The 13,051-nt window shown below is 55.8% G+C and carries 13 protein-coding genes and 1 pseudogene; 9 read left to right on the plus strand and 5 right to left on the minus strand.

What is annotated here, in order from left to right:
* Positions 1–74: 74 nt before the first annotated feature.
* Positions 75–1,262, plus strand: coding sequence for a PQQ-dependent sugar dehydrogenase (locus D3H35_RS16095; RefSeq protein ID WP_199728531.1), 1,188 nt, complete (start codon positions 75–77; stop codon positions 1,260–1,262).
* Between the two features lie 14 nt (positions 1,263–1,276).
* Here the strand turns inward: D3H35_RS16095 and D3H35_RS16100 are convergent, their stop codons facing one another.
* Positions 1,277–1,882 carry a DUF2087 domain-containing protein gene (locus D3H35_RS16100; protein ID WP_119150289.1) on the minus strand — a complete coding sequence of 202 codons (606 nt, stop codon included), beginning with the start codon at positions 1,880–1,882 and terminating at the stop codon, positions 1,277–1,279.
* Between the two features lie 145 nt (positions 1,883–2,027).
* Here D3H35_RS16100 and D3H35_RS16105 point away from each other — a divergent pair, with 145 nt between their 5' ends.
* Together D3H35_RS16105 and D3H35_RS16110 are read left to right on the plus strand one after the other, a co-directional pair.
* Positions 2,028–2,783: a DUF2087 domain-containing protein gene (locus D3H35_RS16105; RefSeq protein WP_119150290.1), complete on the plus strand. Its 756-nt coding sequence runs from the start codon at positions 2,028–2,030 to the stop codon at positions 2,781–2,783.
* Between the two features lie 18 nt (positions 2,784–2,801).
* Positions 2,802–3,185, plus strand: a complete 384-nt coding sequence (locus tag D3H35_RS16110) for a GIY-YIG nuclease family protein (protein ID WP_119150291.1) — start codon at positions 2,802–2,804, stop codon at positions 3,183–3,185.
* Positions 3,186–3,246: 61 nt separating this feature from the next.
* On the opposite strand, the gene D3H35_RS16115 is transcribed toward D3H35_RS16110, so the two are convergent.
* A complete protein-coding gene (locus D3H35_RS16115; RefSeq protein ID WP_378124672.1) occupies positions 3,247–4,218 on the minus strand; it encodes an RluA family pseudouridine synthase in 972 nt (323 codons plus the stop codon).
* Between the two features lie 460 nt (positions 4,219–4,678).
* Here D3H35_RS16115 and D3H35_RS16120 point away from each other — a divergent pair, with 460 nt between their 5' ends.
* Genes D3H35_RS16120 through D3H35_RS16140 form a run of 5 tightly spaced genes read left to right on the plus strand, consistent with a single transcriptional unit; the run spans position 4,679 to position 8,898 of the window.
* Positions 4,679–5,404: an ABC-2 transporter permease gene (locus D3H35_RS16120; RefSeq protein ID WP_119150293.1), complete on the plus strand. Its 726-nt coding sequence runs from the start codon at positions 4,679–4,681 to the stop codon at positions 5,402–5,404.
* Positions 5,405–5,440: 36 nt separating this feature from the next.
* Entirely contained in the window at positions 5,441–5,836 is a 396-nt protein-coding gene (locus D3H35_RS16125) for a GntR family transcriptional regulator (RefSeq protein ID WP_119150294.1), read from the plus strand.
* Positions 5,833–6,744, plus strand: coding sequence for an ATP-binding cassette domain-containing protein (locus tag D3H35_RS16130; protein ID WP_119150295.1), 912 nt, complete (start codon positions 5,833–5,835; stop codon positions 6,742–6,744). Before D3H35_RS16125 ends, D3H35_RS16130 begins: the two co-directional genes overlap by 4 nt.
* Positions 6,741–7,643: an ABC transporter ATP-binding protein gene (locus D3H35_RS16135; protein ID WP_119150296.1), complete on the plus strand. Its 903-nt coding sequence runs from the start codon at positions 6,741–6,743 to the stop codon at positions 7,641–7,643. The genes D3H35_RS16130 and D3H35_RS16135 overlap by 4 nt, the downstream gene beginning before the upstream one ends.
* Complete coding sequence (locus D3H35_RS16140; RefSeq protein ID WP_119150297.1) at positions 7,636–8,898, plus strand: ABC transporter permease; 1,263 nt, start codon at positions 7,636–7,638, stop codon at positions 8,896–8,898. Before D3H35_RS16135 ends, D3H35_RS16140 begins: the two co-directional genes overlap by 8 nt.
* Before the next feature lie 156 nt (positions 8,899–9,054).
* Here D3H35_RS16140 and D3H35_RS16145 read toward each other — a convergent pair.
* From D3H35_RS16145 to D3H35_RS16155, 3 genes and pseudogenes are all read right to left on the minus strand, one after another.
* Positions 9,055–9,935 (minus strand): annotated as a pseudogene (locus D3H35_RS16145) (sugar phosphate isomerase/epimerase family protein).
* 24 nt (positions 9,936–9,959) lie between these two features.
* Positions 9,960–10,823, minus strand: coding sequence for a sugar phosphate isomerase/epimerase family protein (locus D3H35_RS16150; RefSeq protein WP_119150298.1), 864 nt, complete (start codon positions 10,821–10,823; stop codon positions 9,960–9,962).
* Positions 10,820–11,878: a Gfo/Idh/MocA family protein gene (locus D3H35_RS16155; RefSeq protein WP_119150299.1), complete on the minus strand. Its 1,059-nt coding sequence runs from the start codon at positions 11,876–11,878 to the stop codon at positions 10,820–10,822. The genes D3H35_RS16150 and D3H35_RS16155 overlap by 4 nt, the downstream gene beginning before the upstream one ends.
* An 83-nt stretch (positions 11,879–11,961) precedes the next feature.
* Between D3H35_RS16155 and D3H35_RS16160 the strand changes: the two genes are divergently transcribed.
* Positions 11,962–12,903 (plus strand): AraC family transcriptional regulator, encoded by a 942-nt coding sequence (locus tag D3H35_RS16160; protein WP_233567961.1) that lies wholly within the window; start codon positions 11,962–11,964, stop codon positions 12,901–12,903.
* Positions 12,904–13,051 lie beyond the last annotated feature (148 nt).

The following is a 13,051-nucleotide window of genomic DNA, read 5'->3' on the forward strand; positions in this document are numbered from 1 at the left end:
TTCTCAAAGCGGCTCCCGTTATGAGATGATCGGTAAAAAAGGGAGTGATAGAGTTGAAGCGGCGGATGACGGTAATGCTGCTATTGGGCGCGATGGCGATATGGACGGGATGCAGGGACGATAAGGGGGACGTGCCTTCCGAACCGTTGGATTCCGCGATCGAACAAGCCTTGCCGGCTGTAACGCTGGAGGAGGTCGCTCCCAAAGGTGCGTTCGACAACCCGGTCGGGATGACGATCGACGGCGGATTGTCGGCGGGGCTCGCGAATAAGGCGTTCGTCGTCGAGCAGCCGGGGCGAATTCGGATGCTGGACTTGAAGCAGCCGGACAAGACGCCCGAGACGGTGCTCGACCTGACGGACCGGGTATATGCCGACGGCAACGAGCAAGGCTTGCTCGGCTTGGCATTCGATCCGAAGCGTCCCGGGGTCGCCTACGTCAATTACACGACGAAGAACGCTACGGTCATCTCGCGGTTCGCTACAGCGGATCCGGAGCATCCCGAACGGCTCGATCCGGAGAGCGAGCTAGTCCTTCTTACATACGAGCAGCCGTTCTCGAACCATAAGGGCGGCCAATTGGCTTTCGGGCCGGAGGGTTACTTGTACATCGCTTCAGGCGACGGAGGCAGCGGGGGAGACCCTTACGGCAACGCTCAGAACACGAACAGCCTTTTGGGAAAAATTTTGCGGATAGACGTTCTTTCCGGGGGAGCTTACGGCCGTTCCTACGGCATACCTTCCGACAATCCTTTCGCGAACGGCGGCGGGGCGCCGGAGGTGTACGCTTACGGTCTTCGCAACCCGTGGCGATTCAGCTTCGACGCGGCGACGGGCAAGCTGTGGGCTGCGGATGTCGGGCAGGATCGGCTGGAAGAGATCGACGTAATCGAGAAGGGCGGCAATTACGGCTGGAACGCGATGGAGGCGTCGAAGTGCTACGAGCCTGCGTCGGGCTGCGTGAAGGACGGACTTATTTTGCCGATCTATGAATACGGCCGGGAGCTCGGCGTCTCTATTACGGGAGGTTACGTCTACCGGGGCAAGCAGTTGTCGGAATGGATAGGCTGGTATATCTACGCGGACTATGCGACCGGCACGATCTGGGCTCTGAGGCAAAGGGATGACGGAACGGTCGACAACCGGACGCTGCTGCAATCCGGCGAACGGATTACTTCCTTCGGCGTAGATGCGGACGGGGAGCTGTACATATGCTCGCAAGACGGAAGCCTGCTGCGGATCGCCAAACGGCAGCAGGCATAAGCATAAGAAGAACGCTAAGACAGCGTTCGCCACTTCGCCCATAATTCCGGCGGGTTAAGCTCATACTTGTCGTTCTCGCGGAACATGATCTGATGCATGATGAACTCCCGCCGAATGGTGGCGAAGTCGTCGTGGAATGTCTGGATGAAGGCGTTGATTTCCTTTTCCGAGTACGTGCGGCCTCGTTCGAGCGCGGCGGCGAGATGCTCCAGCACGATGAGCTTCTTCTTGAGCTGCGCGGGAATATGCTTGAGCTTGCCGTCGGCAGTAATGAAATTCCGGATTACCGAATCCCGGAGCCGTTGGTTCGGTTCGACTTCCATATCGGGTATGCCTCCTGTCGATGTATTCTTGTAGATGAGGTTCGCCGTCGCGGCTCCGCTCGTCCGGATGAAGTAATCGTTCAGCGAAAAGTAAATCGTGTTTTTGTCGCGTCTCTCGTTAATAAGGCTGGCCGCGCGGAGCTTGGAGGCGTGATGGGTGACGGTGGCGGGAGATATGCACAGCTTTTCGGCCAAGCTTTGACCGCTCAGCTCCCCGCCGGATAACAGGACGAGCAGCTTGATGCGGGTCGGATCGGCCAGCGCTTTGTGATAAGCGACGAGTTTTTCCAATTGCATGCGGGACTCTCCAATCCATAAATTAGACATTTATTTAATTAGATAATATTCTAATTTGTTGCAAGAGTCAAACTTGTTTAATATAATAGACAAATAAATTAAATGTCTATAATAAAACAAACAAATATAAGGTGTGTTTAATTCGATGGATTTGACCGAACGATTTTGGAATGCTTCGTTGGAGGAGCTTAAGTGGGGATACGCGGAGGAGAAAGAAGCTTACGTCTGCCTCGTATGCGGACATTCCGCGGAGAAGGGCGTCGTTTATCCGGGGGATGGGGTTTGGTATGAAGCGGCGAAGTATATTCGGCGCCATGTCGAAGGGGCGCACGGGTCGATGTTCGACTATTTGGTCTCCCTCGACAAGAAGCTGACCGGCTTGACCGAGCACCAGGCGCAGCTTCTCCGTCTGTTCCATCAAGGAAGGTCCGATGCCGAGGTGCAGAAGGAGCTGGGCATAGGCAGCGCGTCCACGATCCGCAACCATCGATTCGCGTTGAAAGAGAAAGAGCGCCAGGCGAAGCTGTTCCTCGCCATGATGGAGCTTCTGAAGGAAAGGGATCGGCATGCTCCGGCGTTCATGGACGTTCACCGAACCGCGCGGATGGTCGACGACCGCTACAATGTCACTGAGCGGGAGAGGGAAGCGGCGATTGCGAAATATTTTCTGGAAGGCCCCGAAGGGATGTTGAAGACGTTTAAGCTGCCGGAGAAGCAGAAGCTGATCGTGCTTCGCCAAATCGCCGATCGGTTCGAACGCGGGCGAATCTACACGGAGAAGGAATCGAACGAGGTGCTGAAGACCGCCTACGACGATTACGTTATCCTCAGACGCTATTTGATCGAATACGGATTCCTGGACCGGAAGCCGGACGGAAGCGAATATTGGTTAAAAGATTAACGGAAGAAGGGGAACGGAATGAATCGTAAGAAAGAGCTGCAACGGCAATACAAGGAAGAAACGAAAATCGAAGGCGGCGTCTACGCTATCGTCAATAACCGCAACGGACGCAGGCTCATCGCGAGTACGCCTGATCTTAAGTCCCTCAACGGCAGACGATTCATGCTCGCGATGGGTTCGCATACGAACCGGGAGCTGCAGCGGGAATGGAACGAGTACGGAGCGGATTCGTTCGAGTTCGAGGTGCTGGAAAAGCTGGAGCGCAAGGAGAACGAGTCGATCTATTACGATATGAAGGACGAGCTGGTCAAGCTCGAACAGTCGTGGATCGATCGGCTTCAGCCATACGGCGAGCGGGGTTACCACGGGAACGGCGGCGATGCGGGCAAGGACGCGGAATGAATCGGCTTTCGCATAAAGAAGAAGGAACCTTCCGAAGGAGATTCGGTCGGTTCCTTTTTTGTTAGGAGAGAGGCTTCCGGAATGCGGTCGGCACGCCCGTATCGAAGCGCATCAGCTCGCCCGTTCGCGGATGCTCGAAGCTGAGCACGCTCGCATGCAGGCCGAGACGGCCGATCGGCTTCGTTTTTGCGCCATACTTCTTGTCGCCGGCGATCGGATGGCCGATATCCTGCAGGTGGACGCGGATCTGGTTTTTGCGCCCGGTTTCCAGATTCACCTGAAGCAAGGAGTACTGCCGGCCCGCTTGAACAACCTTGTAATGGGTAACCGCATGCTGGCCGTCGTTCGGTTCGGGGCTGGAATACACTTTCATCGCCGCATTTTCCTTCAGCCAGGAGGAGATCGTTCCCTCGGAAGCAGTTACTGTCCCCTCCACTAGAGCGACGTAAGTCCGTTCCTTTACGACATCCTTCCAGGCATCCTGCATGCTCTTCTGAACCTGCTCGCTTTTGGCGAACATCATGACGCCCGAGGTGTCCCGGTCGAGACGGTGCAGGACGAAGATTCGACGGCTCGGATCGCCCGCCCGCACGTGCTCGGTTAGCTGCCGGTAGGCGGTCAGTTCTTTCTCCTGTTCGGTAGCGATAGACAGTAGACCCGCATCCTTGTTGATAACGATGACATCGTCGTCCTCGTGCAGAATCGAAAGACCGGCGAAGCGTGTCGCTTCCTTCGCTCTCGCTCTGCTGACGGAGACGGTCTGCCCCGGCTTCAGCGGATAATTGTAGGCGGTCAACGCTTGCCCGTCCACGGAAACCTGTCCGCGCGCAAGGATCGATTTGATCGAATTTCGGCCTTCGTTCTTTAATTGCGAAATAAGGAACGCGAGCAGCTCCGACGGCTCCTGCACCTCGAAGCTGCGCGGAGGAACCGCGGCTTGCTTGGCGGTTAGGCGGGTTTTTGCGGATGTTTTGGATTTGGATCGGCCAACGGGCTGCTTCGCTTTTTGGAGAGCGGCCACCTCGGCCAACACTTTTTTGCGCTCGGTGGCGTAAGCGTCCTTCTTCGTTGGGTTGTTGTCGCCTTCCGGGGCGGCGGGTTTGATGCCTCGCTGTCCCTTGGCTTCGGCGGTTCCGGCTTTGGGGCGTTCCTTCGCCTTTGCCGTCTTTCTGGAGTTTCTGGAGCCTTGCTTGGCCTTGGCCTCGGCTTCGGCCTGCTTCTTTTCCCGTTCCAAGGCCAGTGCGGCATGCTTCGCGTTTTTGCCCGCCGGTATTATCGGCTTCGGCTTCGCATTGTGGCGGGCGGGGGCGCGTCGCGCAGGTTTATCGTTCATGGGTAATCCCTCCGGTTGTTGGTCATTCCCAAGCATAGCAAAAAAGCAAACCCGTTGCACAAAATTTATTGAAGGCAAGTTGACGATGGCTTTCGACAGCGTGTATAGTGTGTATATGGATATACACACATGAACACACTGACGATAGGAGGCTCACGCCATGAGCGTCTGGCAGGCCGTGAAACATTTGGGGCGATTCCAATTAAAGAGTGATTGGCTTGGCTTCGTGCTTACCTTGCTCTTCGTCTTATACTCGGGCGGATTGATTAGCGTGACCCTCAACGATGTGTTGACCGATCCGGAGACGCCGAAGAATGCCAATGGCTTGATCGACTGGATGTACCTGTGCTTGTTTCCGGCATTCGGCCTGCTGATTAACAAAAATTCTATCTCCGTCTGGAGGAATAACACCTACCACAAAAGGCTGTCCCATTGGCGGACGATGCCGATTCCGGCCGAAGCGATCGTGCTGTCCAGATGGCTGCAAGCTGCGGTCATGGTTCCGTTGAATGGCCTTGTGTACTTGTTTTTGCAGTATGCCATTTCAAGCGGCCTTCGCGCCGAGGCGACGGCGATCCAATGGCTGGAGAACGCAATCGTCTGGATCGGTTACGGTCTCGTCGTCAACGCCTTCTTCATTTTTCTGGAGCTTGGTTATGACGGCAAGAAATTTACAGTCATCTATACGAGCTTTTTCGTAGTCAGCGCGGCTGCAGTCGCCTTCCTGACTTGGCAAGACATCCATGTCGTAGACACCGTGCTTGCCCAGATTCAAACCGGTCGTGTCTGGCTGCCGATCCTTAGCGTATTGTTGGCGGCGGTCGCCTTCCGCGAAGGGTTTCGGCTGACGCTCAGGCGAATCAAATCCCGGCCGTTTACGTTCTGATTTCATGACAACACGACTTCAAGAAGGGGTGAGCTTGTGTGGCTGCCGATTCGAATAGACGAACAACGTCCTGAGCCTTTGTATCATCAGATCGAAGTCCAGCTTCGCGGGCTCATCCTCGGAGGACAGCTGAAGGAGGGGACGATGCTTCCTTCCATCAGGGAGCTGGCGGCGTCGTTGAAGTGCAGCGCCATCACGGTACGCCGGGTTTATCAGGATTTGGAGAACGAAGGGATTATCCGCACCCGTCAAGGAACGGGTACGTTCGTGGCCGGCGTCGATTCCGGAGCGCTGGATGCCCATCGGCTTGATCGGGTAGCGGAGGAATTGAACCGGGCTATCGAGACGGGGCTCCAGCTTCATTGCTCCGACGAGGAGATGGAGAAGCTGTTCCGCGACATTCTGAAGAGGAAGAGGGAGGAAACGTCATGACGATAGCATTGTCGGAGGAGCCGGTTATTTCGCTGCGCGGTATGGAAGCCGCGAACGAACGGTTTCGCCTCGGTCCGCTCGATTGCGACATTCCGAGCGGAATGGTTACCGTAATCGTAGGGCCCAACGGCTCGGGCAAGAGCACCTTGTTTCGGACGCTGCTCGGACTAGAGCCCATTCTCGGAGGAGAGGCGGAGTTGCTGGGCGAACGGCTGGACGCAGCGCTCGGCGACGACTTCAAGACGCGGATCGGTCTTCTGACCGAGAATCCTCATCCTTACGAGGACGGCATGACGGCGGAGGAGAAGGGAAGGTTCGCCTCCCTTTGGTACCCGGGCTGGAGCTGGGAGCGCTATCGCAAGCTGCTTCGCAAATTCGACGTGGACGGCCGGATGAAGCTGTCGAAAATGTCCAAGGGCATGAGGCGCAAAGCCGAGCTGTCCGCCGTTCTCGCCCACGATCCGGAGCTGCTGCTTCTCGACGAGCCGTCGTCGGGTCTCGATCCTTTCGCTTGGAAAATTATGCTGGAGGAGCTCCGCCGCTACATGGAGCCGGGCAATCGGACGCTTGTCGTTGCGACTCATATTACGGAAGAGGTCAAGCGTCTGGCCGACTACATCCTGTTCCTGTACCGAGGCAAGACGCTCGGAATGTATGAGAAGGACAGACTGTTCGACGAATGGCGGACGGTCATCGTTCAGGGAGCGGAAGCTTCCCTGATTGCGCGGACGCCCGGCTTGCAAGGAATGGAGGAAGCCGGCTCCGGCGTATACCGAATCGAAGTAAACGAAGCGGAAGCGGCGGAAAGCTGGCTGAACGGTTGCGGGTTTCAGGTGCTGGGCGTCCAGCGCATGGAACTGGAAGATATATTGAGCTGTTTAATTCGGAAGGAGGAGCAAAGACGGTGAACTCTCTTAACGTAGATCGCATTGTGAAGGATTACGGCGACAAACGCGCTGTAAACGGCCTTAGCTTCGAGGTGGCTCAAGGAGAAATTTATGGATTGCTCGGCGCGAACGGCGCGGGCAAGACGACGACGATGCGCATGGTGCTGGGACTTATTCTGCCTGACGGCGGCGCTATTCGCTACTTCGGCAAAGCTTACTCCCAGGAGCAGCTCAGCATGCTCGGTTATCTCCCCGAGGAACGGGGAATGTATCCGAAGATCAAGGTGAGCGACCAGATTATATACTTGGCTCAGCTTCGCGGCATGTCCCGCAAGGACGCGGACGCGAACCTGAAGCGTTGGCTGGACAAATTCGAGGTGCCGGAATACTACAATAAGAAGGTTGAAGAGCTTTCCAAGGGCAATCAGCAAAAAATCCAATTTATTGCGGCCGTCATCCATAATCCGAAAATTCTCATTCTCGACGAAGCTTTCAGCGGTCTTGACCCTGTCAACGTAGAACTGTTGAAGACGACAGTCAAGGAGCTGCGCGATAACGGCACGAGCATCGTGTTCTCCACCCATCGGATGGAGCACGTAGAAGAGCTGTGCCGTAACATTACGATTATGCACAAGTCGAATCCGGTGCTGCAAGGTCCGATCAAGGAAATCAAGAAGAGATTTCCGCAGGAGCGGGTTATGCTGGCGGCCGAAAAGCCGATCTCCGGGCTGGAGAACGTGCCGGGCGTACGCGAGGTGATCCGCCACGAGCACGGCTACGAGCTGAAGATTCAATCGGAGAGCGCCGCTCAGGATATTCTGAAGCATGCTCTGGCACAAGGCCCGATTCGCCGCTTCGAGCTGATGGAACCGACGCTTAACGAAATCTTTATCAAAACGGTAGGTGAGCGCCATGAATAGCATGTGGACCGTAATGTCATTCACGATGCGCAACAAGCTGCGCAGCAAATCCTTTATTATTATGACCGTTATACTAGCTGTGCTTCTCGTCGTTGTGGGCAACTTGCCTTATTTGATCGATAAGCTGGGCGGCAGCGACAAAGCGACGAAGGTCGGCTACGCCGAGGGCGAGCAAGCCGTTATCGTGCAAGGGTTGAAGGATTATTATACCAAGCTGCCTGAGCCTGGAGTCGAGCTGGTTTCCGTAGCTTCCGCGGACAAACTGAAGAGCGCCCTTCAAGACGGCGACATTGGCGGCTATCTGACTTTTACGGAGGACCCGGAGATCGGATTCCCGAAAGCGACATATAATTCGAAGGATGCATTCTCAGGCGGCACTTCTTCTTCGTTGGCTGCGGCTCTTCAACAGATAAAGACCGACCTGATCGTGAAGGATGTCGGCTTGACGGATGCCCAGAAGAAGCAATTGTTCGCTCCGATCTCGCTCGATACCCAGAAGGTCAGCTTCGACGGCGAGAAGGGCAAAACCGAAGAAGAGCAAGGCATCGCTATCGGCCTTACGTATGCGATGATCATTCTTCTGTTCATGGCCGTCATGATTACCGGTCAGCTTATTGCCACGGAAATTACGGCGGAGAAAAGCTCGCGCGTCATGGAAATCATTGTAACGAGCGTCTCGCCTTTGAAGCAAATGTGGGGCAAAATACTCGGCACGTTCATCGTCGCCATTATTCAACTCGCCGTTCTGATCGGCGCGCTGGTCATCAATCTGACGATGCCGCAGAACGCAGATTCGCTTGAAAAGTTCGGCATCCATCTCGACACGATCGATCCAACGCTTCTCGTCTACGCGGTATTCTTTTACCTTGCGGGCTTCTTCTTGTACTCGACGCTGTTCGCAGCCGTAGGCTCCATCGTCAGCCGCACCGAGGATCTCGGTCAAGCGATTCTGCCGATTACGATGCTGACGCTCGTAGGCTTCTACGTCGCGATGTTCGGCCTGACGCATCCCGACCATATTCTGATCAAGGTTTGCCAGTACATCCCGTTCTTCTCGCCGTTCCTGATGTTCCTGCGCATCGGTCTCGCCGAGCCGGCCTGGTGGGAAATCGTCGCATCGATCGCCATCCTGATCGTCGCCATACTTGGCATCGGCTGGCTGTCCGCAAAAATTTACCGCACCGGCGTGCTCATGTACGGTAAGCGTCCTTCGATGAAGGAGCTTGTGAAGGCTATGAAGGCTTATAAGGTTTAATTTATTGGAGTATAAGAGCAGCTGTGAGTTTCCCTTAAATTGAAAACATAATTTATAAAGGGATTTAGCAAGTAAAAATGCACTCTTGAAATTACATCAAGAGTGCATTTTTAATTTCACGTAGTGGCGTTGCGTTCTTCCCTGTAAAATCGCCGCTCACTTCCCTCGCAAAAACCGCACCGCCGCTCCGATGTCGGCTTCCGGATCGTCGCCGGCTTCGCGTTCAATCGTCAAGTAACCGTCGTAGCCGATGTCGCGCAGCGCGGCAAGGTAGCGGTCCCAATCGATGCCGCCTTCGCCGAGCGGCAATTCGCGGAAAGCGTCGCCGGATTCCGCTTGCTCGGCAAGCTTGCCATGGTCCATAGGCTCGAAGCCGAGGGAGCCGTAGACGAAGCGCGGGTCGATTTCTCGCAGCCGAACGCCATCTTTGGCGTGCGTGTGCACGATGTAATCGCGCAATGTATAGACGCCTTGAACCGGATCGTCTCCAGTGACCATGACCATATTGGCGGGATCGAAGTTGACGGAGACGCCATTGGAGCCAAGCCCGTCCAAAAAGCCTTTCAACCGCGCTGCCGTCTCGGGGCCTGTCTCGATCGCAAAGTAGGCGTTCATCGCGGTCGCGTAACGGCTGAGCTCCGCACACGCTTCGTGCATCGCTGCGTAGATTTCGCCGTTCCGGTCGTCGGGGACGATGCCGATATGCGTCGTTACGACGTTCGTTCCGAGATCCATGGCGAGGTCGAGTATACGTTTGGATTTCTCGATTTTGGCGGCGTTCGCAGCCCGGTCCTGGAAGCCGTGTCCGCCGAGATCTCCGACGAGCGCGGTAATATCGAGCCCTTGCGAAGCGATGTAATCTTTCCATTCCTTGCGCGCGGAAGGCGACAAGTTCGCGGGATCCATCTCCCCGATACCGCGTAAATTTGCACGCCGTCGGCGCCGACGTTGCGCGCTTTGGTGAGACCTTCACGAACCCCGACTCTGAAACTGTCCACGATGACGCCGATTTTCCATGGTTTTACGATGCTTGACATGTGGTAGTATCCTCCTTAGCTTGGTTAAAGAGCTGCTTCCTCCCAAAATCTTCGAACGTTATCCAGCGCGATCCGTGTTCCTTGCACGCAAGGCTCCATGCCCTCAAACTCGATGGATAAAAAACCGTCGTACCCCGATTCGCGGACGATGCGCAGAGCGGAACGGATATCCAGGTCTCCTTGGCCGACGATGGCACCGCGCAAATAAGCACCGCCGGCGGAACGAAACCAGCCTTCGCCCGGATTCTCGTAAGCGGGCCTGCGGTAGAAATCTTTGGCGTGCACCATGGAGGCGATCGCGATATTGTTTCGAACCGCGACGACCGGATCTTCGTCGACGCAGACGAAGTTGCCGACGTCGAGCGTCGTGCGGAAGTTCGGACGGTCGACGAGGCCGACAATCGCTTGCACTCTGTCGCTTGCCTGGACGTAGTAGCCGTGGTTTTCTACGCTTGTCGTAATGCCGAGCGGTGCCGCGTAGTCGGCGATTCGGCGGCACGCTTCCACCAGTCGCGGCAAATCTGCGAGAAAACGCCCGATCGATCGGTCATCCGATCGCGCGACGTCATGGCGCATGAGCGAAACTCCGAGCGCGGCCGCGATGTCGACTTCCCTTTTGACACGTTCGATTTCCGCCTCGTACTCTTCGTCGCCCAGTCCGGCGAAATTCGCGTCGACCGCGTAATTGGACAGCTCGATGCCTACTTCCTTGGCTTTGCCACGGATGGCCGCAATCAGTTCCGGATTCGCCGTCAGATCGAAACCGAGCGGTACGATCTCGGCATGTTCGCCACCCATTGCTGCAATGTGGCCGAGCGCTTGCACGACGTCCATCTCGCCTTTCTCCATCGCCTGCCAGAAGCTGTACGTGCTGACGCCGAGCTTCATAGCTTGATTTCCTCGCCTTTTTCCGCCGATTCGTAGATGGATCTAAGAATTCGCATGATCGCGACGCCGTCCTCGACCGGGCTGATCGGCGTCTCGCCCGTCAGCGCGCAGCGAACAAAGTGGTCGATCTCGTTTTGGAACGCGGCTTGGATGTTAAGGCGAGAATAGTCGGTCTGCGGCTCGATGTTCAAAATGGTGTTATGCTTCTCCGTTACGATAGCGATCTCTGGATCGATTTCAAAGCCGCCTTTGTCTCCGTACAGCCGGACAACGCTCTCGTCCTTCTTGGCGTGCAGGGTGAAGCTGACATCGACCATGAGCGATGCTCCGTTCTCGAACCGGATGATCGCGTTCGCCAAATCTTCGACCGTGTTTTTCGATGCGTCGTAGTCGGCCGCTTTGTAGAATGACAAATTCTCGATATGCGCCCGGTTGCCCAGTTGGCGGTACGTATTGGCGCTGACCGTCGTCGCCTTCGGCCTGCCCATCAAGTACCAGCACAAATCGATGATGTGGACGCCGATGTCGATGAGCGGGCCGCCGCCCGAGCGCTCGGTATCGGAGAACCAGCCGCCGGGATTGCCGAGTCGGCGGATCGTCGACGCTTTGGCGAAATAGAGCTTGCCGAACTCGCCGTCGTCGATGAACCTTCGCAGCATGGCTACGTTCGGATCGTATCTGCGGACGAAACCGACTTGCAGCAGTTTGCTCGACCGGCGAACAGCTTGTTCTATCGCAAGCGCTTCTTCGACGGTGCGGCAGAGCGGTTTCTCCACGAGCACGTGTTTGCCGGCGTCGAGCGCCGCGATGCTGATCGGCGCGTGCGTGTTATTCCACGTGCACACGCTGACGGCGTCGATGTTTGGGTCGGCGAGCATTTCGCGGTAATCCGTATAAATTTTGCCTGCGCCGTATTTGGCTGCGACGTCCGATGCGCGTTGGCCGTTTATGTCGCAGACGGCGACGAGGCTGGCCGAAGGATTCGCCGAGTAGGCGTTCAAATGCAATTCCGAGATAGATCCCGTACCGATGACGCCGATGCGAAGGGAAGCCATAGCTTGTCGACACTCTCCCGAATTGAAGTATTGTTGCACCTTGCTTTCTACTTCGTATTATAATAGGAAAAACAGGGCGAACCATGAATAAGCATGCTCATCATTTGCATGATCGTGCGATTTCGGAGGATTATGCGATGGAAGTGAACAACCTGGCTTTGCTGCGCGAGCCAATGCCGATGCCGAACCCGGCGTTTCCGATCAAAATCCACCCGCGATGGACGAGTCCGGTTGAAGTCGGGTCTTTGTTGTTCCCCCATCATTGGCACGAGCATATCGAATTTTTGTATTTCGTCTCCGGGAAAGCCACGATCGAATGCGGATCGGTTCCATATACGTTCAATGCGGGCGATCTCTGCGTCGTGAACAGCAACGAGCTGCACTACGGTATCGCAAACGACGTGGATTTGTCTTATTATGCGATGATCGTGGATCTCTCTTTGTTGCACAGCCATTCGGAAGACGCGGTGGAACGCAAGTTCATATCCCCGATCACAGAGAACCGGATCCTGTTCCACAACAAGATCGCGAGCGACGGGGAAATTGCGGGTTGCATGATGGCGATCCACGACGAGCTAGAGCGGGAGGAAATCGGTTACGAGCTGGCGATCAAGTCCCATCTGTACCGGCTGCTTTCCTTGCTCGTGCGTGGCCATGTGGCGACTGTGCGCAACCGCGAAGAGTACGATTACCGGATCAAGGAGCTTGAACGGCTGGCTCCGGTATTCCTTGAGATCGACAAGCGGTACAAGGAAAAGCTGACCGTGCAGCGGCTCGCCGACTTGGTCGGTCTTAGCCGATTCCACTTCAGCAGATTGTTCAAGCAACTGACGGACAAATCGTTGGTCGAATACATCAACCTCGTGCGGATCAACAAATCGGAGAGCATGCTTCGGAGCATGCGGATGACGATATCCGAGGTCGCGCACGAAACGGGCTTTAACGATATTTATTATTTCAGCCGGACGTTCAAGAAGCTGAAGAAAATGTCCCCTTCGGAATGGCGCAACGCCGCTCGGAAGTAGGCGGACAATAAAAGGAGGTTTGCGGCATCGGTGCCGCAAGCCTCTTGTACGGTTCCAGTCTCGATTGCATGAAGTTCCGGTTTTGTTTTCATAGCGGTTTAGCGCTTGAACGGCACAGTGTATTGGGCGAAAGAGAGGTACGGCGTCC

It is taken from the genome of Cohnella faecalis (assembly GCF_003570905.1).
GTDB lineage: Bacteria > Bacillota > Bacilli > Paenibacillales > Paenibacillaceae > Cohnella > Cohnella faecalis.

Coding starts and splice junctions, on each gene's coding strand:
- D3H35_RS16130 (WP_119150295.1), top strand. CDS start 5,833: ATGACGATAGCATTGTCGGAGGAGCCGGTTATTTCGCTGCGCGGTATG.
- D3H35_RS16120 (WP_119150293.1), top strand. CDS start 4,679: ATGAGCGTCTGGCAGGCCGTGAAACATTTGGGGCGATTCCAATTAAAG.
- D3H35_RS16140 (WP_119150297.1), top strand. CDS start 7,636: ATGAATAGCATGTGGACCGTAATGTCATTCACGATGCGCAACAAGCTG.
- D3H35_RS16110 (WP_119150291.1), top strand. CDS start 2,802: ATGAATCGTAAGAAAGAGCTGCAACGGCAATACAAGGAAGAAACGAAA.
- D3H35_RS16105 (WP_119150290.1), top strand. CDS start 2,028: ATGGATTTGACCGAACGATTTTGGAATGCTTCGTTGGAGGAGCTTAAG.
- D3H35_RS16160 (WP_233567961.1), top strand. CDS start 11,962: ATGAATAAGCATGCTCATCATTTGCATGATCGTGCGATTTCGGAGGAT.
- D3H35_RS16155 (WP_119150299.1), bottom strand. CDS start 11,878: ATGGCTTCCCTTCGCATCGGCGTCATCGGTACGGGATCTATCTCGGAA.
- D3H35_RS16095 (WP_199728531.1), top strand. CDS start 75: ATGCTGCTATTGGGCGCGATGGCGATATGGACGGGATGCAGGGACGAT.
- D3H35_RS16150 (WP_119150298.1), bottom strand. CDS start 10,823: ATGAAGCTCGGCGTCAGCACGTACAGCTTCTGGCAGGCGATGGAGAAA.
- D3H35_RS16100 (WP_119150289.1), bottom strand. CDS start 1,882: ATGCAATTGGAAAAACTCGTCGCTTATCACAAAGCGCTGGCCGATCCG.